Raw genomic sequence first — 20,559 nt, 5'->3', positions numbered from 1 at the left:
AACCAGTCGACCGGCTGACGGGAGGAGTGCCCTGAGAGCCGGTCGGGGTCGCCGATGCCAGGGACCGCTCCCCGGGCTGCGGTGATCTTCCTTCCCAGGAGGACCCCCCGCATGTTCCGAAGTATTGGCACCGCTGTCGTCCGTCATCCCGTCTGGACGATCGTGGCGTGGCTGATAGCGGCGGTGGCGATTGTCGCCACCGCCCCCGGCCTCCCCTCGAACAGTGACGAGAGCAGTTTCCTGCCCAAGAGTTACGAGTCCATCAAAGCGGCGGATCTCCAGGAGAAGGCGTTCCCCAGCGCCTTCACCCCGTCCGCGATCGCGCTGTTCCAGCGCACCGACGGCGCCAAGCTGACCGCCGACGACAAGAAGGACATCGCCCGGATCACCACGGAGCTGGGCAAGAAGAAGATCGACCAGGTGCAGAAGGTGGTCCCCGGCCAGCCGTCGAAGGACGGCAGGTACACCATGACCCTGGTCCAGATGGACAGCAAGAACGCCGGCCAGCCCAAACAGGCCGACGCGGCCAAGGTGCTGCGCGACGACGTCAAACAGCTGGCCAAGGGCACGGACCTCGACGTCAAACTGGGCGGTTCCGCCGCGCAGGCCCTGGATCAGCAGGACTCGTCCAAGCGCGGTGAAGCGCTGATCGGCATCGGCACCTTCGTCATCATCCTGGTGACCCTGCTGATCATCTTCCGGGCGCCGATCCTCGCCTTCCTGCCCCTGTTCACGATCGGCCTGGTGGCCGCGATCGCCAACGGGCTGATCGCGTACGCCACCAAGCTGTTCGATCTGCAGGCCAACAGCTCGATCTCGTCGATCCTGATCGTCGTGCTGTTCGGCGTGGGCACGGACTACTTCCTGTTCCTGATGTTCCGTTATCGAGAACGGCTGCGGGCCGGTGACGAACCCAAGGAGGCCATGGTCAACGCGGTCGCCCGGGTCGGCGAGGCCATCGCCTCGGCCGCGGGCGCGGTCATCATCGCCTTCCTCGCGCTGATCCTGTCCACACTGGGCTTCCTCAAGCAGATGGGTCCGGCGCTGGCCATCGCGGTCACCGTCACCCTGATCGCCGGCCTGACCCTGATCCCGGCCGTGGTGTCGCTGATCGGGCCGAAGGTCTTCTGGCCCTCCAAGACCTGGCAACGGGAGCCGCAGAACGCCCGGTTCGCCGCCCTCGGGCGCGGTGTGCAGCGCCGCCCGGCCCTGACCGCCGCGGTCTCCGGCCTCATCCTCGTCGCGCTGTCGCTCGGCACACTCGGCTACAAGGCCACCTTCGACCTGGCCTCGGGCTCCATGCCCAAGACCAAGGAGTCGATGGTCGTCCAGGACGAGATGCAGAAGGCGTACTCGGCGGGCGCCGCCGCCCCCACCGACGTCTACCTGTCCAGCACCGACGGCCGGCCGCTCGACAAGGGCGCCTTCGACGCGTACGCCGACAAGCTCGGGGCCGTCGACGGTGTCGCGAGCGCCAAGATGAGCCAGGTCAACAAGGCCGGCACGACCGCCGACTTCACCGTCACGCTCAAGTACGAGGCGTCGACGGACAAGGCGATCGACGCTGTCGGCCGGGTGCGGGACGTCGCGCACGCCGACGCCCCCGACGGTACGGAAGCCCTGGTCGGCGGTATGTCCTCGATCTACAAGGACATCGACACGGCGGTCAACCACGACTACCGGACGGTCTTCCCCGTCGCCGCCCTGCTGATCATGCTGATCCTGGGGCTGTTGCTGCGCAGTGTGGTCGCGCCGTTCTACCTGATCGCCTCGGTGGGTCTCGGGTTCGGTGCCACCCTGGGTGCCACCGTCTGGATCTTCCAGGGCGCGCAGGGACACTCGGGCCTGATGTTCATGCTCCCGGTGATCATGTATCTCTTCGTGGTCGCCATCGGCACGGACTACAACATCCTCATGATCGCGCGGCTCCGCGAGGAGGCCCGGGAGGGCCGCGATCCGCGCGAGGCGGCCGGCATGGCGCTGCGCCATGCCGGGCCGACCGTGGCCGCGGCGGGCTTCATCCTCGCGGCGACCTTCGCCACGATGATGCTGGCCGGCAACGCGCTGCTCACGGAGATGGGCTTCGCGGTGTCCTTCGGCATCGCGGTCGCCGCCTTCGTGATGGCGATGTTCTTCACGCCGAGCCTCACCGCGCTGATCGGCCACGCGGCCTGGTGGCCCGGCCATGCGGACCGCCCGGTGGACACGTCGGGCGGTTCGACCGGCGGTTCGACCGGTACCGGGCCGTCCGCCGGCGCCGGCCGGGACACGATCGCCCACGATCCGGCAGGGCGTCGCAGCTAGTCGCAGCCAGCGCCCCGGTGACGCACGACGGCCCGCCCGAGGTTTCTCGGGCGGGCCGTCGTGGTGAGCGGGCGGGTCAGGCGTTGGGGTCGAACGCGATACCGGACGGCTTCGCGGACGAGAGGTGCGAGGCGAAACTCGCGTCCTTCAGGCCGAAGTTGGCGCTCCCGAAGTCGTACGAGGTCAGCTTGTCGCGCAGACCGGCCGGGTAGCCGTTCCAGCCGACGAGCGGCGGGTACTGCCAGGTGCCCTTGTGGTTCTCCGGCGGCTCGTCGTTGGAGTTGGCCAGCCGGAAGCAGTGTGTGCTGATGCCGTCCTTGTGGTAGACGATCTTCGCGTGGCTGCCCTCGAAGCGGACCGTGGAGGCCGCGTGCACGGTGAACGAGCCGTGGTTGGACGTCGACACGTACTGGATGGCGCCGTTCTGCACCCACACCACGACGTGCTCCCAGTCGTGCCGGTGCCCGCCGATGCTGGTGCCCGCGAGGGCCTGGTCCTTCTCGAAGTACAGGCCGTACATGTACGCACACCAGCCGTTGTTGCACTTGTAGCGCGAGTAAGTGTTGGTGTCGTCGAGGTCGGAGGCGTCCCGGCAGTTCCCGTTGAGGGCACCGGTCGGGTTGAGGCCCCCGTTGATCGAGCCGTCAGGGCCGATGGCGGCAGTGGAGTAGCAGCCGTCCGTGTCGTAGTCGAAGGCCGGCTGGTACGTGAACTCGGCGGACTCGGCGTTCGCCGGCAGCGCCGGCGGGGGAGCGGCGAAGGCGACGGCGGGGAAGGCGATCACGAGCGCGGCGGCACCGACGAATCCGGTGAGCCATCTGCTGCGGTGCGTCTTGAATTTCTCTGACGACACTGCGTCCTCCTGGGGGTGTGCGGGCGCAGCCCAACGGCTGTGGGGGGAAGGGGAGTTCAGCATCCCGGCTTTTCCCGCCCCAGCCAAGAGGTCACAGGCGTCCCAGTGGTGAAGCGCAGCCCAATTGTTGGCGAGTGGCGGTGAATGACGGAATGGTGACCCGGCGTCAGGTGGGGTCGTCCGGAATATCGGCCGCCGATTCCTCGGGCGCCAGGTCGGGCCGCAGCCTTAGCCAGGACGGCTGGCGCAGCAGCCCGGCCCGGGTACGGGTGCTGTAGCGGACCTCGCCGACCAGCCGGGGCACGACCCAGTGCGCGCCCGGCACCGCGGGTACCGGGTCGAAAGGGCAGACGTCCGTCCCGGCCGCCCTCAACAGCTCGGCGAGCTGCGTGCGTTCGGCCTCGTTCCACCCGGTGCCCACACCGCCGACGTACCGCAGTCGCCCCGACGTCCGCTGGCCGACCAGGACCGCGCCCGGCAGACCCGCGAGCCGCCCCTTGCCCGGCAGCCAGCCGCCCACGACGACGTCCTCGGTGCGCAGGTTGCGGATCTTGACCCAGGAACGGGAGCGGACCCCGGGCTCGTACGCCGAGTCCAGCCGCTTGCAGACCAGCCCTTCCAGACCGTGCTCGCGGGTGGCGCGCAGGGCCTGTTCGCCATGTCCGACGAGTGCGGCGGGGGTGGACCAGTGAGGGCCGGCGAGGTCCAGCCCCGCCAACTGCTCGCGGCGCTCCGCGTAGGGGACCTTGAGAAGGGAGCGGCCCGCGAGGTGCATCAGGTCGAACAGCACGAGATGCACCGGCGCCTGTGCCGCCCGGCGCGCCGCCCGTCCCGGCGTGTGCGCGAGTCCCATACGGGGCTGCAGCAACTGGAAGTCCGCGCGGCCCTGTTCGTCCAGCGCCAGTACCTCACCGTCCAGGACGGCGGGGGTCGCGCCCAGCGCCGTGCCCAGCGACCGGAGTTCCGGGTACGCGCCCGTGATGTCCTCCCCGGACCGGGCCCGCAGCAGCACACCGCCGTCGCCTTCGAGGTAGGCCACCACCCGCTGGCCGTCCTGCTTGGTCTCGTAGGCCCAGCGCGCGTCCTGCGCGACCGGTGGCAGGGTGCCGGGCGTGGCGAGCATGGGCGGAATCAGGGGGAGGGTCACGGCTCAGTTGTCGACGCGCGGGCCTGCCGGCACGCGCGCGGCAGGCGGGTTTCCCCTGAACGGCGTTGCCTTCGTCGCGCGTCCGAGCCTCCTGTGCGCATGTGGAAGGCCGGTCTGATGGCCGCGGGCCGACAACGCCCGCGGCCATCAAGGGCGGGCAGGTCAGCTCACCGAAGACGTGCTGGCCGACGATTCGGGGGCCGTGGGCGCCACCGAGGCCGGGACGACCGGGCGGCGGGGCGGGATGAACGAGGCCACGGCGAAGGCCAGCAGGGCCGCGCCCGCGCCGATGGCCATGACCGTCTTGAAGCCCGTCTCGGACGGCAGGGCGACGCCGCCGAAGCTGATGGTCATCTGGGACAGGATGACGCCTGCGATGGCGCTCGCGACCGACGTACCGATCGAGCGCATCAGGGTGTTGAGGCTGTTGGCGGCGGCGGTCTCCGACGGGTCCACGGCGCCCATGATCAGGGCGGGCATGGAGCCGTAGGTGAAGCCGATGCCGGCGCCGATCACGCAGGACACCAGCACCAGGTGCCAGACCTCGGACATGAGGACGATGTTGACGCCGTAGCCCGCGGCGACGATCAGCGCGCCGATCATCAGCGTCACCTTGGGGCCCTTGGCCTTGGAGACGGCCGCGGAGACCGGGGCGAAGGCCATCATGACCAGACCGGACGGGGCCATCACCAGACCGGCGGTCAGCAGCGACCTGCCCAGGCCGTAGCCGGTCTGCTCCGGGAGCTGGAGGAGCTGCGGCAGGACCAGGGACATCGCGAACATCGAGAAGCCGATGGCTATCGAGGCGAGGTTGGTCACCAGCACCTGGCGCTTGGCTGTGGTGCGCAGGTCCACCAGCGGCGCGGGGGTGCGCAGTTCGTAGACGCCCCACGCGAGCAGCACGACCACCGTGCCGACGAACAGGCCGAGCGTGGTGCCGCTGGTCCAGCCCCAGTCGGCACCCTTGGAGATCACCAGCAGCAGGGACACAAGCCCGACCGCCATGCCGATACCGCCGACCACGTCGAAGCGGCCCCCCGAACGCACCGCCGACTCCGGCACGAACAGCACGACCAGGACCAGGGCCACCACGCCCATGCCGGCCGAGCTCCAGAAGAGCACGTGCCAGTCGAAGTGGTCCGCGATGAGCGCGGCCGTCGGCAGACCGAGCGCGCCGCCCACCCCGAGCGAGGCGCTCATCAGCGCCGTCGCCCCGGCGAGCCGCTCGATCGGCAGCTCGTCCCGCATGATGCTGATGCCCAGCGGCACCACGGCGGCTGCCAGGCCCTGGACGGCACGTCCGATGATCATCGGCACCAGCGTCTCGCTGAGCGCGCAGATGATCGAGCCGACGATCAGTACGACGACGCTGACCAGCAGCATGCGGCGCTTGCCGAACATGTCGCCGAGCCGGCCCACCACCGGCGTCGCCACGGCCGCGGCCAGCAGCGTGGCGGTCACGGCCCAGGCGGTGTCCGACGCGGGCGCGTCCAGCAGTTTGGGCAGCTCCGGGACGATCGGGATGACCAGGGTCTGCATCAGCGAGACGACGATCCCGGCGAAGGCCAGCACCGCCACCACGGAGTTCGACCGCGGCGCGACCGAACCCTCCGGGTCGGCGGTTCTGGCGAGGGCGTCGGACATGGGAGTGCCTCCGAAGGGGTGGTGACGGGGGGCGGCGCAGGGGGCGAAGGGGATCGTGCGGGGCCTGGGCGAAGCCAAAGTTTAAGTCAGGCGCTTGACTTACCCTAGCGGCTCCGTTTGCCTGAGCGTGCAGCGACCGCCGGATCGAGGGAGGGCGTATGTACCGAGCCGAGGACCGACCGGCCCTGAGGTATCCGATGCGTGGCAGTACGGCGTTGGAGCCGCCCGCCGAGTGGGCCGCGCTGCGCGAGGGGTGTCCCGTCGCCCACGTGACCCTGCCCAGCGGGGATCCCGCGACCCTGCTGACCCGCTACGAGGACGTCCGCCGGCTGCTCTCCGACGACCGCTTGAGGCGGGTGCTGGACGCGGACGACGCGGCCCGCATCGCCGACGACGAGACGGGCGGGGTGTTCAACAGCGACATGGCCAGGGCCCTCCCGGACCAGGGCGACGCGCACCTGCGATGGCGGCGCATGGTGGGCGCGTGGTTCACCGACGAGCGCATGGCGGCGCTGCGCCCGGGGATCGAGGCGATGGCCGAGAAGCTCGTCGACGACATGGTCGCGCACGGACACCCCGCCGGCCTCGGGGCCCACCTAGCCTTCCCGCTCCCGGTGTGGGTGATCTGCGACCTCCTCGGCATCCCCGACGCCGACCGCGACCGCTTCGCCCGCTGGTCCGACGCACTGCTCAACCTGACCCGGTACACCCAGGAGGAGGTCGATCGGGCGCAGGACGCCTTCGTCGACTACATGGCCGCGCACGTCTGGGCCAAGCGGGCCGCCCCCGGCCCCGACCTGCTCGGGGCGCTCGTCGTCGCGCGGGACTCCGCGGGCCGCCGCCTGTCCGAGCGGGAGTTGGTCTTCACCGGCCAGGCGCTGCTCCTCGCCGGCCACGAGACCACCGCGAACATGATCGGCAAGATGATCGCCCTGCTCCTCGACGACCGGCGACGCTGGGAGCGGCTGCTCGCCGACCCGTCCCTGGTGCCGCTCGCGGTCGAGGAGGTGCTCCGGTTCGACGCCGATCCGGGCATCGGACTGCCCCGGTACCTCGACGCGGAGACCGTGGTCGCCGGCACCGTCCTGCCGCCCGGCACGACCGCGCTGTGCAGCATGGCCGCCGCCAACCGCGACGAGACCGCCTTCGACACGCCCGCCGAGCTGACCCTCGATCGCAGCCCCAACCCGCATCTGGCCTTCGGCGCCGGATCCCGCTCCTGTCTGGGCCAGTCGCTGGCCCGCACGGAACTGCGTACGGTCCTCGACGTGCTGTTGCGTAGGCTTCCGTCGCTGGAACTCGCCGCGCCGGCGGCGGACCTGCGACGGCTCGAGGGACTGGCCGTCGGCGGGCTGAGCGAAGTCCCGGTGCGGTGGTGAGCTGAGCATGGCCGGCAGGACGGTACGGGCGGAGCAGGTCAACGCGACCCGGGAGCTGATCCTGACCGCCGCCGAGCGGCTGTTCGCCGAGCGCGGTGTGAACGCGGTGTCCAACCGCCAGGTCAGCGAGGCCGCGGGGCAGGGCAACAACACCGCCGTGGGCTACCACTTCGGTACCAAGGAGGACCTGGTCCGCGCCATCGTCCGCAAGCACGCGGCGCGGATCGAGGAGATCCGGTCCCGGCTGCTGGCCGGCATCGGCGACAGTCCGGACGTACGGGACTGGGCCGACTGCCTGGTCCGTCCCATCCCCGAACACCTCGCGGACCTGGGCGGCACCACCTGGTACGCGCGGTTCTGCGCCCAGATCATGACCGACCCGGCGCTCCACCTGATCATGGTGGAGGAGTCCCTCTCCTCCCCGTCCCTGCGGCAGATCATCGACGGCCTGAGCTCCTGCCTGCCGGACCTGCCCCCCGAAGTACGGGCCGAGCGCGGCGAGATGGCCCGCCACCTGATCATGCACATCCCCGCCGAACGCGAACGAGCGGTCGCCGAACACACCCCCACCCCCCGTGCCAACTGGCACGACGCGGCCACGGGCCTGGTCGACGCCCTCGTCGGCATGTGGACGGCGCCGGTGGGGCCGGGACGCTGACGTCCGGAGAATCAGCAGCGGGAGTACGACGCCGATGTGTCCGTCGGCATCGTGTTCCCGCTCGCCGGGGGCGCCCGAGCTCATCCCGAAGCGCCGACCGCCTTCAGCACCGCGTCCGCCATGCCCCGCTCACCCCGCTCGTTGGGATGGACCGGCGCGGCGGAGGACTGCGGGACCAGCGGCTCGATCCAGCGGGCGTCCCGCGCCGAGCAGGCGTCACGCCCGACGGACGGGGTGTACGTGTCCACGTAGTGCGCGCCCGTCGCCTCGGCCCGCTCGCGGAGCATCGTGTTGAGCTGCTGTTCCTTCTCGTGCAGGTAGGTCACGTCGCCGGGCGCCAGGCCCATCTCGCGGCCGCAGCCGGCGGTCTTGGCCGGCAGGATCGCCGGGTATCCGACGACGTAGACGCGGGCCTTGGGGGCCCGGCGCTCGATCTCGCCCAGCGTGCGCGACAGTTGGCGGCCGGCCGCGTCGATCTTCTTCCGTACCTTGTCGGTGTCGCCGGAGGCGTAGCGGCTGCGGCAAGGGGCGTCCCCGCCCGCGAACTCGCCGCCGCCCATGGCGAAGTAGAGGACGCCCCGCGTCACGCACTGCTCGATCGTCGAGGCGAATCCGATGTCGTTCCCGCCGATGCCGAGGGTGACCAGCCTCGTTCGGGCGGACAGGGCGGAGAGCTGGGCCCGGTTGGTGCCGTCGTCGGTGGTCTGCGCCGCCGTGAGGTCGGAGAGGGTCGCGCCGGTGCAGCTGACGTCCTTGAACTGAGCTGTGGGGAGGCCAAGTCGGCGGGCCACCAGCGTCGGGTAGTTGCGGTCGGAGCGGTCGCAGCCTGCGGGCGCACCGTGCTGGTCCGGGATCTTCGGGCCGGCGGTGTAGGAGTCGCCCAGCGCGACGTACGGGCCCTTCGGCGGGGACGGATCACCGTCGTCGCGGTGGGCGAGGCCGACCACGGCGGCCAGCGTCCCGAAGGCGAGCACCCCGGCCAGCCCGGCTCGTACGGAGGTCTTCATCGGCGTGTCCTGTCGTGCGTCTCGGATGGTCCCGTGAAGGCGCGGCGCGACCGCGTGGGGCGGGCGCCGGACCGTGGCTCGGCCGGGGAAGTGGGCGGCTGGGACAACCGAGCAGTGAGCGGGGAGGTGCTGCGTCCGTGGGCCCGGCGCCGGCCGGGGAGACCGGCGCCGGGCTCTGGACCGCGCCAAGCACCGCATTCGGGGCGGGGCTCGGCGCGCGGGGCCGCCTCCGCTCAGACGGCCCCTGTCCGACACGGGACCTCGGTCCCGTGTCGGCGGAATGGGTTGATTGCGCCAGGCAAGCACAGATAGATTACTTGAGTCAAGCAATGGATGGGATTTACTTGAGTTAGGCAAGGAGAAGGGTAGGGTGAGTCCCATGCCTCCCTCGTCGCCCCACGGTGCAACCAGCGAGAAACCGGCCCTCGCCCGCGGATCCGGGCAGCATGTCCTGATCGTCGCCGGCGAACCGACACTCGCCGAACTCCTCTCGACCACACTGGAGTTGGCGGGATACCGGATCAGTCTGGTCGGCACCGGGACCGAGGCCATGGCCCGGGCCACCGAGCGCCGCTACGACCTCGTGGTCCTCGACGCCACCCTCCCGGACGTGCCGAGCCTCGCCCGGGTGCGTCGCCCGCCCGTCAGTCACCGCCCGCCGGTCCTCATCCTGACCGCCTACGACTCCCTGGAACTCCTCCTGCCCGAGCTGGGCCTCGGCGCGAAGGACTACGTCACCAAGCCCTTCCGGGTGGCCGAAGTCCTGGCCCGGATCCAGATGCTCCTGAGCGGTACCGCCCCCGGTGCGCACCGGGGGAACTCCCTCACCTACGGCGACCTGGCCCTGGACGACGCCCGATGTCAGGCGCGACGGGGCGCGCGGGAACTCGACCTCACGCCCGCCGAGTACCGGCTGCTGCGCCATCTCCTGGTCAACGCGCACCGTGTGCTGTCCAAGGAGCAGATCGGCCGGTACGTCTGGGGTGACTTCCGCGGCGACAACGCGATCGAGCAGCTCGTCTCCCGGCTGCGTCGCAAGGTGGACCGGGACGGCCCGACGCTGATCCGCACCCGCAGGGGCTTCGGCTACTGGCTCGGGAAGCCCGACGCGGAGGCCTGAGTCCCCGGATAGCAAACGGCGGATGACTGCCGGACGCCGCCATGGCGGCGTCCGTGACGGGTGGTGCCGTTGTCGCGCGCCGGCGTGCGAGGTGTTCACGTCCGCTCGTCCTTCCTCTTTCAACTCCCGTATCACGCAAGCGAGTTGACGTGCCCATGTATGCACCGCTCGCCGGTTCCCGACGCCCCAACTGGCCATGTGATCCAGGTCACGTCAGCTTTCTGTCAGGTAACTGACCGGAAGCCGTCAGCCCGCTCTGTTTGCATGTGCTTATCGAGGCCTCGACTGCTTCACCCCGGCGCTCCGCCCCGATCGGAGCCCCCACCACCGAGGAGAACCATGGCCGACACCTTGGCCGGACCCGTGCCCGAAGTGCCGGACGCCGTCCCTGAGTTCCCGATGCCCCGCTCGGGCCGTTGCCCCTTCGACCCGCCGCCCGGTCTCAAGGACCTGCAGGAGGAGACGCCGCTCACGAAGGTGCGGCTGTGGGACGGCAGCGAGCCGTGGCTCGTGACCCGGTACGCCGAACAGCGGGCGATTCTGGGCGACTCCCGGGTCAGCGCGGACACCGACAAACCCGGCTACCCCACCAAGGCCTCGCCCGAAGGCGGGGAGGGCAAGCTCAGCTTCATCATGATGGACGACCCCGAACACGCCCGGCTGCGCCGGATGGTGACGGCGCCGTTCGCCATCAAGCGTGTGGAGGCGCTGCGGCCCGCCGTGCAGCGGATCGTGGACGACCTCATCGACGACATGCTGGCCGGCCCCCAACCGGTCGACCTGGTCGAGGCGTTCGCCCTGCCGATCCCCTCGCTGGTGATCTGCGAACTGCTCGGCGTGCCCTACGACGACCACGCCTTCTTCCAGGACAACACCAAGACCATGGTCCACCGCGACGCCACCCCCGAACAGCGGGGACGGGCGAGCCGCGAGGTGGCCATGTACCTCGCCGGTGTCATCGGCCAGCGGCTCGCCGAGCCGAAGGACGACCTGCTGTCGAGCATCGCCGGGCGGATCGAGGCCGGCGAGATCGACCACCAGCAGGCCACGGAGATGGCGCTGCTCCTGCTGATCGCGGGCCACGAGACCACCGCCAACATGATCGCCCTGGGCACCCTCGCCCTCCTGCAGAACCCCGATCAACTCGCCCTGCTGCGCGAGACCGACGACGCGAAACTCGTCGCCTCGGCCGTCGAGGAACTGCTGCGCTACCTGCACATCACCCACCTGGGCCGGCGCCGCGCGGTCACCGAGGACATCGAGATCGCAGGCCAGGTCATCAAGGCCGGCGAGGGCGTCATCATGGTCAACGAGATCGGCAACCGGGACCCCGACGTGTTCCCAGACCCCGACCGGCTCGACATCACCCGCGACGCGCGCCGCCACGTCGCCTTCGGCTTCGGCAACCACCAGTGCCTGGGCCAGCCGCTGGCCCGGATGGAACTCCAGGTCGTCTACGGCACCCTCTACCGGCGCATCCCGACGCTGAAACCGGCCGGATCCCTGGAGGACGTCAGGTTCAAGGAGGACGCGTTCATCTACGGCGTCCACGAACTGCCCGTCGCCTGGTGACGGTTGCCCGTCCCGCAGACCGACAAGAACCACGTGTGATGAAGGGGAATCCATGAAGGTGGAACTGGAAGCCGACAAATGCGTCGCCTCGGGCCAGTGTGTGGTCGCCGCGATGGACGTGTTCGACCAGGACGACGACGGGATCGCGATCCTCCTTGAGGAGACGCCCGCGCCCGAACTCCTCGACGACGTCCGGGAAGCCGTGGCGGTCTGCCCGGCCGCGGCGATCCGTCTGGTGGAGCGGTGACCCTGAACCGGATCGTCGTCGTCGGTGCCTCGGCCGCCGGACTCGCGGCGGCCGAGACACTGCGTCGCGAGGGCTACGACGGCACGCTCACCCTCGTGGGTGACGAGCCGCTCGCCCCGTACGACCGCCCGCCGCTCTCCAAGCAGTTGCTGTCCGCCGAGTGGGAGCCCGAGCGGCTCACCCTGCGGCCCGCTGCTGATTTGGCCGCGCTCGACCTCGACCTGCGCCTCGGCGTGGCGGCGACCGGCCTCGAACTCGCCGACCGCACCGTGCGGTTGGCGGACGGTTCCCAAGTGCCGTACGACGGACTGATCGTGGCCACCGGGGTGCGGCCGCGCAAGCTTCCGGGCGAGGGCGCGCACGTGCTGCGCACCCTGGGCGACGCCCTGACGCTGCGCGACCAACTCGCTCCCGGACTGCGCCTGGTGATCGTCGGCGCCGGCTTCCTCGGCGCGGAGGCCGCCGCCGTGGCCTGGCGGCTCGGCGCCCACGTGACCCTCCTCGAACCCGCCCCGGTGCCGCTGGCCCACGCCGTCGGCACGCGGGTCGGTGAGTTGCTCACCCGCGCCCATGTCGACCGGGGCATTGACCTGCGCTGCGGGGTGGGCGTCAGCGAGGTGACCGAGGACGGGGTGCGGCTCGCGGACGGCGAGGTCGTCGAGGCCGACGAGGTCCTCGTCGCGGTCGGCTCCCGGCCCAACACCGAGTGGCTGGAGGGCAGCGGCCTGCCGCTGGGCGACGGTGTCGTCTGCGACGAGTACTGCGAGGCGGCCCGGAACGTGTACGCGGCCGGGGACGTCGCCCGCTGGTACAACCCCCTGTTCGGCACCTCGATGCGGATCGAGCACCGCACCAACGCCGCCGAACAGGGCATGGCCGCCGCCCGCAACCTGTTCCGCCCGGACGCCCGCAAGCCCTTCGCCCCGGTGCCGTACTTCTGGTCCGACCAGTACGACATGAAGATCCAGGCGTACGGCTATCTGCGCGGCCACGACGAAGTCGCCGTCGTGGAGGGCGACTTGGCCGAGCGCCGGTTCGTCGCCGCGTACCGCACCGGCGACCGGGTGGCCGGCGCGCTCTCGGTCGGTATGCCGCCCAAGGTCATCCGGCAGTGGCGGCAGGCGATCGCGGCGGGGACGGCCTGGGAAGAGGCAGTGCGCGTGGAGGCCGCGGTGGGAGAGGGCTGAGTCGAGGGGGAGCGGTGGGCGCAGCAGATTACTTGAGTTACGCAACAAGATGGTAAAGTGGATCGCATGTCCACACCACCGCTCCCCGAAGTCCCCGACACACCCGCGTCGGAGGAAGTGGTCGAGATCGAGCGCGCGCTCACCCGCATCACTTACCTGAGCACCCGGTCCCGGCAGCACGAGCGCCTGATGGCCCTGGCCGGCGTCCCGCTGGACCGGGCCGCCGTGGCGCTGCTGCGGCAGGTCGCCGACTCGGAGCCGCTGCGCCCCGGGGAGCTGGCCAACCGGCTGGGGGTGGAGGCCTCGCACGTCACCCGCACCGTGCAGCAGTTGCAGAAGTCCGGTTACGTCACCCGGGTCCCGGACCCGGTCGACCGCCGTGCCCAGCGCATCGAGCTCACCGAGACCGGCCGGCAGGCCATAGACCGCGTCCGGGACGCCGGTTCGCGCGGTATGCAGCTGGCCCTGTCCGACTGGTCGCCGGAGGAGCTGCGCCAGTTGGCGACCCTCTTCCACCGCATGGTCGACGACTTCCTCGCCCACGCCGTCGACGACGACACGGATCAGCCCGCCGTCGTCCAGGCCTGACCCTCACACCTGCGTCGCGGGCCGGCGCGGCGCGACTGGCGCCGGCGTCGGGGAAGCCGGCTCGCGCAGACCGGCCAGCAGGAGCCGGCCCAGCGCGGGCAGCGCGATCAGGGGGAGCAGCGCCGTCTGCAGGGACGTGGCGTCGGCGAGTGCCCCGATGCCCGGCGTGGCGAGGCCCCCGACGCTCACGGTGAGACCCAGCGTCACTCCACTCGCGGTGCCCACGCGCCGGGGCAGATAGTCCTGGCCGAGCGTGACGTGCAGGGAGAAGGGGACGTACAGGCCCGCCGAGGCGAGCGCGACGAACAGGAAGACCGCCGGGCCCGGCACCAGGACCACGCCGGCGACGGCGAGGACGGTCACCACGTACGACCGCCGCACCACCGCGACCCGCCCGTACCGGTCGGCCAGCCTGCCCCCGGCCACCGTCCCCAGCGCACCGCCCCCGTACAGGACGAACAGTGCCGCCGTGCCGGCCACCTCGCCACCGCCGGTCCGCTGACGGACGTAGAGCGAGATGAACGCGCTCAGGCCGACGAAGACGATCGAGCGGCAGACGATCGCGCCCGTCAGCCGCAGGAACGACGGCCAGTCGTCGGTGCCGGAGGCCTTCGTCGTACGGGCGGTTCCCACGCCGTTCCGTGACGAGCGCACCGCCGCCGCGCACAGGGCCGCTCCCACGAGCGCCGGGACGACCAGCAGGGGAGAGGCGCGCAGGCCCCCGGTGGCCACGACGGCCGCCACGAGCAGCGGCGCGGCAGCGAAGCCGACATTGCCGCCCAGCGAGAACCAGCCCATCCCCGTGTTGCCGCTCCCGGAGGCCGCGCGTGCCGCCCGTGCCGCCTCCGGGTGATAGGCGGCGACGCCGATCCCGGACACGGCGACCGCCGCCAGGGTGAGCGTGTAGGAGCCGCCGACCCCGCACAGGGCGACGCCGGTGCCGCCGGTCAGGGCGCTGAGCGGCAGCAGCCACGGCATGGGCCAGCGGTCGGTGAGAGCGCCGAACAGCGGCTGCACCACCGACGACAGGAGGGAGGCGGCCAGGACGATCCCCGAGGCGGCGGCGTATGTGTAGGCGCGCTCCGACACGAAGAACGGCACGAGCGCGGCGACGGCCCCCTGGTAGACGTCGACGCAGGCGTGACCGAGGGACAGGAGGGTGAGGGGGCGGTTTCGGTTTGTGGACACCCCACGATCGTCTCGACGTCGCGGTGTGGCTCGCTTCCGATAATCTGCCTGATTGTGTCGAACCCCCGCCAGGACCCACATCAGGACGCCCGTCAGGACCTCCCGCTCCCCGTGCGCCACATGTCGAAGGCACCCACGCATGCCCGGAGCCTGGTCGCCGGCGAGATCATCGACGCCCACCGGCACGACGAGCACCAGATCGTCTACGCCGGTTCGGGTGTCCTGGCCCTCACCACCGACGCCGGAACCTGGTTCGCCCCGGGGACCCGCGCCCTCTGGGTCCCGGCGGGCACCGTGCACGCCCACCGTGCCCACGGGCACCTCGACCTGCACCTGGTCGGACTGCCCGCCGACGACAACCCGCTCGGCCTCGACGCCCCGACCGTGCTCGCCGTCAGCCCGCTGCTGCGCGAGCTGATCCTCGCCTACACGAGCGACCCCGACGCCGACACCCCGGAACGTCACCGTCTGCTCGCCGTCCTGCGCGACCAGCTCCGTGCCTCACCGCAGCAGCCGATGCGCCTGCCCGCGCCGAGCGATCCGCGGCTGGCCGCCGTGTGCGAGATCGTCCACGCGAACCCGGGCGACCCGCGCACCCTCGCCGCGCTCGGCGCCGCGACCGGAGCCGGCGAGCGCACTCTCAGCCGTCTGTTCCGCCGCGAGTTCGGCATGACCTTCCCGCAGTGGCGCACCCAGTCCCGGCTCTACCACGCCCTGCGCATGCTGGCCGACGACACCGCCGTCACCACCGTCGCCCACCGCTGCGGCTGGTCCTCCACCAGCGCCTTCATCGACGTCTTCCACCGCTCCTTCGGCTACACCCCCGGCACCCACAACCGCCGCACCTAGACACCGCCGACACCCCTCGTCGTACCCTCCGGTAACATCGCGCGGCAGGACTCCAGAGGAGGAACCGTGCCCCGGTCCCAACGCTCGCCCCTGCTGCTCGCCGGCCTGATGGCCGCCGCAGGCGTCACCCACTTCGCCGCGCCACGCCCCTACGACACGACCATTCCGAAGTCTCTGCCGGGCAGGCCAAGGACCTGGACGTACGCCAGTGGCGCGCTCGAACTCGCCCTCGCCGCCGGCCTGGTGGCGCCGCGCACCCGCAGGGTCACGGCGCTCGCCACGGCCGCCTTCTTCGTCGGTGTGTTCCCCGCGAACGTGAAGATGGCCGTGGACTGGCGGCACCGCCCCACCCCGCTCAAGGCGGCGGCGATCGGCCGGCTGCCGCTCCAAGTGCCCCTCGTACTATGGGCTCGCAGTGTGGCGAAGAGTGCGGAGGACCGGGGATGAGTGATCGCCTGAACGTCGGTGACAAGGTCGACGACTTCGAGGTGCCGGACGAGACGGGCACGCCCCGGACCCTGTCCGAGCTGCTCGCCGACGGACCTGTCGTGCTCTTCTTCTACCCCGCCGCTCTCTCCGCGGGCTGCACCGCGGAGGCCTGCCACTTCCGTGATCTGGCAGCCGAGTTCGCGGCCGTCGGCGCCCGGCCCGTGGGGATCAGCGGCGACTCGGTCGAACGCCAGCAGGAGTTCGCCGGCCGCCACACCCTCGGCATGCCGCTGCTGTCCGACGTCGACGGGACGATCCGGGAGCTGTTCGGCGTGAAGCGGGGCTTCACCATGGCGCCGACCAAGCGGGCCACTTTCGTGATCGCCCAGGACCGTACCGTCCTGGAGATCGTGCGCAGCGAACTGCGGATGAACACCCACGCGGACCGGGCGCTTGCCGCCCTGCGCGACCACAAGGCGTGACACCGCCGAAACGGAGGGCCTCGCCGGTCCTCCGTTTCGGTTGTACCGGGGGGACAAAGCAACCATCCTGAAGGATATGGAGCACGCGTCCGCGGCTGCGGCGATCGTCGATGCCCGAGGCATCGTGACGGGGTGGAGCGAGGGTGCCCGGCTGTTGACGGGCCACCCCGCCGAGGAAGCCGTGGGGCGGCCCGCGCGGGATCTGCTCGCCGAGGAACCCCCGCCCGAGGCCGTGACGGCACTGAGCGGGACGGTCGTGCTGCTGCATCGGGACGGTTCCCCGGTCCGGGTCGCGCTGAGGGCGTGCCCCGTGCTCGGCGAGGGCGGCGCGCCGGCCGGCCACGTGATCACGGCCGAGCCGACGGACGCGTCGGCACTCACCGGCCGGGCCTTCGAGCAGGCGTCCATGTCGATGTCCGTCTTCGACACCCGCCAGCGCTATCTGCGGATCAACGCCGCCGCCCGCCAGGTCATGGGCGTACCGGAAGAGGACCTGGTCGGCCGGTCCTTCCCGGCGATCGTCGAGGACACCGAGCACAGCCAGGGATTCCTCAGCCATCTGCGCGAGGTGACCGAGACCGGCAGACCGGTCCACTACGAGAGCTACACCGGCGGGCCGTCCGGGAACCGCGAGCACTCCTGGAACGTCGAGATGTGGCCCGTACGGGACCCGTCAGGAGAGCTGACGGCGGTCGCCCTCGCCGCCTTCGACAACAGCGAACAACACCGGGCCCGAGAGCGGCTTGCCCTGCTGAACGAGGCGGCGGCCTCCATCGGCACCACCCTGGACGTGGTGCGCACCGCCGAGGAACTGGTGGAACTCCTGGTGCCCCGGTACGCCGACTTCGCCAGCGTGGACCTGCTCGACTGGGTCCTCGGCGCGGACGAACTCCCCGAGGTACCGGACGGCGAGGTCGTACTGCGCCGGGTCGCCCACGGCTCCGGCACGGAGGGCACCCCCGAGGCGGCCCTCCACCTGGGCGAGAAGGACGTCTACCCCGCCTCCTCGCCGCCCGCACGGGCGTTGCGGGAGGGCCGGGCGGTGATCAGCCAGGCGGGCGAGCCGGAGTTCGTGCGCTGGGTCGCCGAACGCAACGCGCGCGCACCCGGCGGGCGGACCTACCGCAAGGGCGTCCACTCGATGCTCGCGGTGCCGCTGCGCGCCCGTGGCACCACGCTGGGCGTCGCCGTCGGCGTACGCATCGGCCACCCCGACGACTACGTCGCCGACGACGGCGTCCTGGCCGAGGAACTCGCCAGCCGGGCCGCCGTCTGCGTCGACAACGCCCGCCGTTTCGCCCGCGAACGCACCATCGCGCTGGCCCTCCAGCACAGCCTGCTGCCCAGAGGCCTGCCCGGACAGGCGGCCGTCGAGGTGGCCCACCGCTATCTGCCCTCCGGATCACTGGCGGGCATCGGCGGCGACTGGTTCGACGTGATCCCGCTGTCCGGCAGCCGGGTCGCGCTGGTCGTCGGCGACGTGGTCGGCCACGGTATCGCCTCCTCGGCCACCATGGGCCGCCTGTGTACAGCCGTGCGCACCCTCGCCGACGTGGACCTGCCACCGGACGAGCTGCTGACCCACCTCGACGACCTGGTCACCCATCTGGGCTCGGACGACGGGGGCGAGGAGGTCGCCGAACTCGGCGCCACCTGCCTCTACGCCGTCTACGACCCCGTATCGCGTTGCCTCACCCTCGCCGCCGCCGGCCATCCACCGCCCGCGGTCCTGCTGCCGGACGGCACCGCGCGGCTTGTGGAGATGACCGCCGGGCCGCCGCTCGGCGTCGGCGGTCTGCCCTTCGAGGCGGTCGAGTTGGAGCTGCCCGAGGGGTCCGTCGTCGCCCTCTACACGGACGGCCTGATCGAGGACCGCGACCGCGACGTCGACCACGCCACCGCTGAACTGTGCCGCGCCCTCGGCGCCCGCACCGACACCCTCGACACCCTCTGCGACACGGTCCTGAAGGCCGTCCTGCCGGAGGAACCCGGCGACGACGTTGCCCTCCTGGTCGCCCGCACCCGCGCGCTCGGCGCGGACCGGATCGCCACCTGGGACATCGAGCCGGACCCCGTCCACGTCGCCGCCGCCCGGCAGGCAGCCACCGAACAGCTGACGGCCTGGGGCCTTGACGACGCGGCCTTCGTCACCGAACTCGTCGTCAGCGAACTGGTCACCAACGCGATCCGGTACGGCGCACCGCCCGTCCAACTCCGCCTGATCCGCGACCGCACCCTCATCTGCGAGGTCTCCGACGCCAGTTCCACCTCACCGCACCTGCGCCGGGCCCACGCCTTCGACGAGGGCGGTCGCGGACTGCTGCTGGTCGCCCAGCTCACCCAGCGCTGGGGCAGCCGGCAGACCGGCAGCGGCAAGACGATCTGGGCCGAACAGCCGCTGCCCGACTGATCATTCGAACGAGCAGCCCGGGTTCGGCACGTCCTCCGAGAACGGCGCGCCGTGCGGCAGGACGTAGAGCACGTCCAGCACCAGCGGCGCGGAACCTTCGTTGCGGCCGATGTGCACATCGCTCGGGCCGCCCGCCTCACGCACGGTGCTGCCCTTCCGATACACGCCGTCCTGGGCGCAGTCCGAGTGATAGTGCGTGAGCGTCCCCTTCTGCACGAAGCCGTAGACCGGGCCGTCGTGGTAGTGCCAGCCGGTGCTCTGGCCCGGCGGAACGGTGATCTCCCGCAGGACGTAGTCGGTGTCCCCGACGGTGGTCTGGCTGATCAGCCGGGCGGTCACCCCCGGGCCCGGAGGGGTGGCGCCGGCGGAGCCGCCGGTCAGGACGGTGCCGGAGACGACTGCCCCGACGACGGCGGTACGGAGCGCGTTGCGCATGCGGAGACCTTCCAGGACGAGGGACGAAGATCGGGTTCCGCCGTGAACATAGGGGCCCGGAAGGGTGGTTGGGATCCGAATGATCGAAACCGGCGCGAAATCGTGGGTGCCCCCCGCGGTTCAGAACTCCTCGTGCACCTCCGGATCCCCGCCGATACGCCGGTGCGCGCGGTCGGCGATCGCGCGCATCTGGGCCTCGCCCAGGGTGAACCCGAAGATGTCGAGGTTCTCACGCTGCCGCTCGGGGTTGGACGACTTCGGGATCGGCACCGCCCCCAACTGCGTGTGCCAGCGCAGGATCACCTGGCCGGGCGTCACACCGAAGGCCTCGGCGATCGTGATGACCACCGGGTCCTCTAGCAGGCTAGAACCGCGGCCGAGCGGGCTCCAGCTCTCGGTGACGATGCCCTTGGCGGTGCCGAAGGCGCGCAGTTCCTCCTGCGGGAAGAACGGGTGCAGCTCGATCTGGTTCACGGACGGCAGGACCCCGGTCTCCTTCTCCAGCCGCTCGATGTACTCGGCCGTGAAGTTGGAGACGCCGATCGAGCGGACCAGTCCGTCCTCGCGGAGCTTGATCATGGCGCGCCAGGAGTCGACGTACTTGTCGACGCGGGGCAGCGGCCAGTGGATCAGATGCAGGTCCACGTATTCCAGGCCGAGGCGACGCCGGGACTCCTCGAAGGACGTGAGCGTCTCCTCGTAGCCGTGGTGGCGGCCCGGCAGCTTCGTCGTCACCACCACCTCCTCGCGGGGGACCCCGCTGCGGGAGACACCGAGGCCCACTCCGGACTCGTTGCGGTAGTTGGTGGCCGTGTCGACCAGGCGGTAGCCCAGGCCGAGGGCCTCGGAGACGGCACGTTCCGCCTCGGCGTCGCTCATCGGCCAGGTGCCGAGGCCGACGGCGGGGAGCGTGGTGCCGTCGTTGAGCGTGTGCGTCGGGATGCTGATCACCGTGGGGCCTTTCCTCGACTGTGTCGTACATCCACCCTTACGGATAGGGCGAGCGGCGTTCAACCGGACGGCACCGTCGTCACGCGTGGCAAAGGCTGAGACGATCTTC

The 20,559-nt window shown here is 71.2% G+C and carries 19 protein-coding genes; 12 read left to right on the top strand and 7 right to left on the bottom strand.

The window, feature by feature from the left end; all coding sequences use genetic code 11:
* Positions 1–111: 111 nt before the first annotated feature.
* Complete coding sequence (locus M2283_RS38860) at positions 112–2,304, top strand: MMPL family transporter (protein ID WP_280881229.1); 2,193 nt, start codon at positions 112–114, stop codon at positions 2,302–2,304.
* Positions 2,305–2,380: 76 nt separating this feature from the next.
* Here M2283_RS38860 and M2283_RS38855 read toward each other — a convergent pair whose 3' ends face one another.
* From M2283_RS38855 to M2283_RS38845, 3 genes are all read right to left on the bottom strand, one after another.
* Positions 2,381–3,157, bottom strand: a complete 777-nt coding sequence (locus M2283_RS38855) for an NPP1 family protein (protein ID WP_280881228.1) — start codon at positions 3,155–3,157, stop codon at positions 2,381–2,383.
* Positions 3,158–3,323: 166 nt separating this feature from the next.
* Positions 3,324–4,304 carry a non-homologous end-joining DNA ligase gene (gene ligD, locus M2283_RS38850; RefSeq protein WP_280881227.1) on the bottom strand — a complete coding sequence of 327 codons (981 nt, stop codon included), beginning with the start codon at positions 4,302–4,304 and terminating at the stop codon, positions 3,324–3,326.
* Between the two features lie 162 nt (positions 4,305–4,466).
* Positions 4,467–5,948: an MFS transporter gene (locus M2283_RS38845; protein ID WP_280881226.1), complete on the bottom strand. Its 1,482-nt coding sequence runs from the start codon at positions 5,946–5,948 to the stop codon at positions 4,467–4,469.
* 158 nt (positions 5,949–6,106) lie between these two features.
* Here M2283_RS38845 and M2283_RS38840 point away from each other — a divergent pair, with 158 nt between their 5' ends.
* Positions 6,107–7,327, top strand: coding sequence for a cytochrome P450 (locus tag M2283_RS38840; protein ID WP_280881225.1), 1,221 nt, complete (start codon positions 6,107–6,109; stop codon positions 7,325–7,327).
* Between the two features lie 7 nt (positions 7,328–7,334).
* Complete coding sequence (locus M2283_RS38835; RefSeq protein WP_280881224.1) at positions 7,335–7,985, top strand: TetR/AcrR family transcriptional regulator; 651 nt, start codon at positions 7,335–7,337, stop codon at positions 7,983–7,985.
* Between the two features lie 80 nt (positions 7,986–8,065).
* Here M2283_RS38835 and M2283_RS38830 read toward each other — a convergent pair whose 3' ends face one another.
* Positions 8,066–8,992, bottom strand: coding sequence for an SGNH/GDSL hydrolase family protein (locus tag M2283_RS38830; RefSeq protein ID WP_280881223.1), 927 nt, complete (start codon positions 8,990–8,992; stop codon positions 8,066–8,068).
* 379 nt (positions 8,993–9,371) lie between these two features.
* On the opposite strand from M2283_RS38830, the gene M2283_RS38825 reads away from it, so the two are divergent.
* The 5 genes from M2283_RS38825 to M2283_RS38805 all read left to right on the top strand — a co-directional run bounded on the left by M2283_RS38825 (position 9,372) and on the right by M2283_RS38805 (position 13,706).
* The gene (locus M2283_RS38825; RefSeq protein ID WP_280881222.1) at positions 9,372–10,112 is read left to right on the top strand and encodes a response regulator transcription factor; all 741 of its coding nucleotides are present in this window, start codon (positions 9,372–9,374) and stop codon (positions 10,110–10,112) included.
* A 339-nt stretch (positions 10,113–10,451) separates the two neighbouring features.
* Positions 10,452–11,684, top strand: coding sequence for a cytochrome P450 (locus M2283_RS38820; protein WP_280881221.1), 1,233 nt, complete (start codon positions 10,452–10,454; stop codon positions 11,682–11,684).
* Positions 11,685–11,736: 52 nt separating this feature from the next.
* Positions 11,737–11,931 carry a ferredoxin gene (locus M2283_RS38815; protein ID WP_280881220.1) on the top strand — a complete coding sequence of 65 codons (195 nt, stop codon included), beginning with the start codon at positions 11,737–11,739 and terminating at the stop codon, positions 11,929–11,931.
* 2 nt (positions 11,932–11,933) lie between these two features.
* A complete protein-coding gene (locus tag M2283_RS38810) occupies positions 11,934–13,118 on the top strand; it encodes an NAD(P)/FAD-dependent oxidoreductase (RefSeq protein WP_280881249.1) in 1,185 nt (394 codons plus the stop codon).
* A gap of 66 nt (positions 13,119–13,184) precedes the next feature.
* Complete coding sequence (locus M2283_RS38805; RefSeq protein ID WP_280881219.1) at positions 13,185–13,706, top strand: MarR family winged helix-turn-helix transcriptional regulator; 522 nt, start codon at positions 13,185–13,187, stop codon at positions 13,704–13,706.
* A 3-nt stretch (positions 13,707–13,709) separates the two neighbouring features.
* Here M2283_RS38805 and M2283_RS38800 read toward each other — a convergent pair whose 3' ends face one another.
* Positions 13,710–14,894 (bottom strand): MFS transporter, encoded by a 1,185-nt coding sequence (locus tag M2283_RS38800; RefSeq protein ID WP_280881218.1) that lies wholly within the window; start codon positions 14,892–14,894, stop codon positions 13,710–13,712.
* A 120-nt stretch (positions 14,895–15,014) separates the two neighbouring features.
* Between M2283_RS38800 and M2283_RS38795 the strand changes: the two genes are divergently transcribed.
* From M2283_RS38795 to M2283_RS38780, 4 genes are all read left to right on the top strand, one after another.
* Complete coding sequence (locus M2283_RS38795; protein ID WP_280881217.1) at positions 15,015–15,743, top strand: AraC family transcriptional regulator; 729 nt, start codon at positions 15,015–15,017, stop codon at positions 15,741–15,743.
* Positions 15,744–15,809: 66 nt separating this feature from the next.
* Positions 15,810–16,190: a DoxX family protein gene (locus M2283_RS38790; RefSeq protein WP_280881216.1), complete on the top strand. Its 381-nt coding sequence runs from the start codon at positions 15,810–15,812 to the stop codon at positions 16,188–16,190.
* On the top strand, positions 16,187–16,654 hold the full coding sequence (locus tag M2283_RS38785; protein ID WP_280881215.1) for a peroxiredoxin: 468 nt from the start codon (positions 16,187–16,189) through the stop codon (positions 16,652–16,654). Before M2283_RS38790 ends, M2283_RS38785 begins: the two co-directional genes overlap by 4 nt.
* 76 nt (positions 16,655–16,730) lie before the next feature.
* Complete coding sequence (locus tag M2283_RS38780) at positions 16,731–19,064, top strand: SpoIIE family protein phosphatase (protein WP_280881214.1); 2,334 nt, start codon at positions 16,731–16,733, stop codon at positions 19,062–19,064.
* Here M2283_RS38780 and M2283_RS38775 read toward each other — a convergent pair whose 3' ends face one another.
* The gene (locus M2283_RS38775; protein ID WP_280881213.1) at positions 19,065–19,499 is read right to left on the bottom strand and encodes a cupin domain-containing protein; all 435 of its coding nucleotides are present in this window, start codon (positions 19,497–19,499) and stop codon (positions 19,065–19,067) included. It abuts the gene before it with no gap.
* Between the two features lie 120 nt (positions 19,500–19,619).
* Positions 19,620–20,450 (bottom strand): aldo/keto reductase, encoded by an 831-nt coding sequence (locus tag M2283_RS38770; RefSeq protein ID WP_280881212.1) that lies wholly within the window; start codon positions 20,448–20,450, stop codon positions 19,620–19,622.
* Positions 20,451–20,559: the final 109 nt, after the last annotated feature.

Source organism: Streptomyces pseudovenezuelae, from assembly GCF_029892565.1.
Lineage (GTDB): Bacteria > Actinomycetota > Actinomycetes > Streptomycetales > Streptomycetaceae > Streptomyces > Streptomyces pseudovenezuelae_A.
This window is presented reverse-complemented; position numbering and strand designations above follow the sequence as displayed.

Coding starts and splice junctions, on each gene's coding strand:
- M2283_RS38785 (WP_280881215.1), top strand. CDS start 16,187: ATGAGTGATCGCCTGAACGTCGGTGACAAGGTCGACGACTTCGAGGTG.
- M2283_RS38835 (WP_280881224.1), top strand. CDS start 7,335: ATGGCCGGCAGGACGGTACGGGCGGAGCAGGTCAACGCGACCCGGGAG.
- M2283_RS38840 (WP_280881225.1), top strand. CDS start 6,107: ATGTACCGAGCCGAGGACCGACCGGCCCTGAGGTATCCGATGCGTGGC.
- M2283_RS38860 (WP_280881229.1), top strand. CDS start 112: ATGTTCCGAAGTATTGGCACCGCTGTCGTCCGTCATCCCGTCTGGACG.
- M2283_RS38775 (WP_280881213.1), bottom strand. CDS start 19,499: ATGCGCAACGCGCTCCGTACCGCCGTCGTCGGGGCAGTCGTCTCCGGC.
- M2283_RS38825 (WP_280881222.1), top strand. CDS start 9,372: ATGCCTCCCTCGTCGCCCCACGGTGCAACCAGCGAGAAACCGGCCCTC.
- M2283_RS38780 (WP_280881214.1), top strand. CDS start 16,731: ATGGAGCACGCGTCCGCGGCTGCGGCGATCGTCGATGCCCGAGGCATC.
- M2283_RS38815 (WP_280881220.1), top strand. CDS start 11,737: ATGAAGGTGGAACTGGAAGCCGACAAATGCGTCGCCTCGGGCCAGTGT.
- M2283_RS38795 (WP_280881217.1), top strand. CDS start 15,015: ATGTCGAAGGCACCCACGCATGCCCGGAGCCTGGTCGCCGGCGAGATC.
- M2283_RS38845 (WP_280881226.1), bottom strand. CDS start 5,948: ATGTCCGACGCCCTCGCCAGAACCGCCGACCCGGAGGGTTCGGTCGCG.
- M2283_RS38820 (WP_280881221.1), top strand. CDS start 10,452: ATGGCCGACACCTTGGCCGGACCCGTGCCCGAAGTGCCGGACGCCGTC.
- M2283_RS38830 (WP_280881223.1), bottom strand. CDS start 8,992: ATGAAGACCTCCGTACGAGCCGGGCTGGCCGGGGTGCTCGCCTTCGGG.
- M2283_RS38805 (WP_280881219.1), top strand. CDS start 13,185: ATGTCCACACCACCGCTCCCCGAAGTCCCCGACACACCCGCGTCGGAG.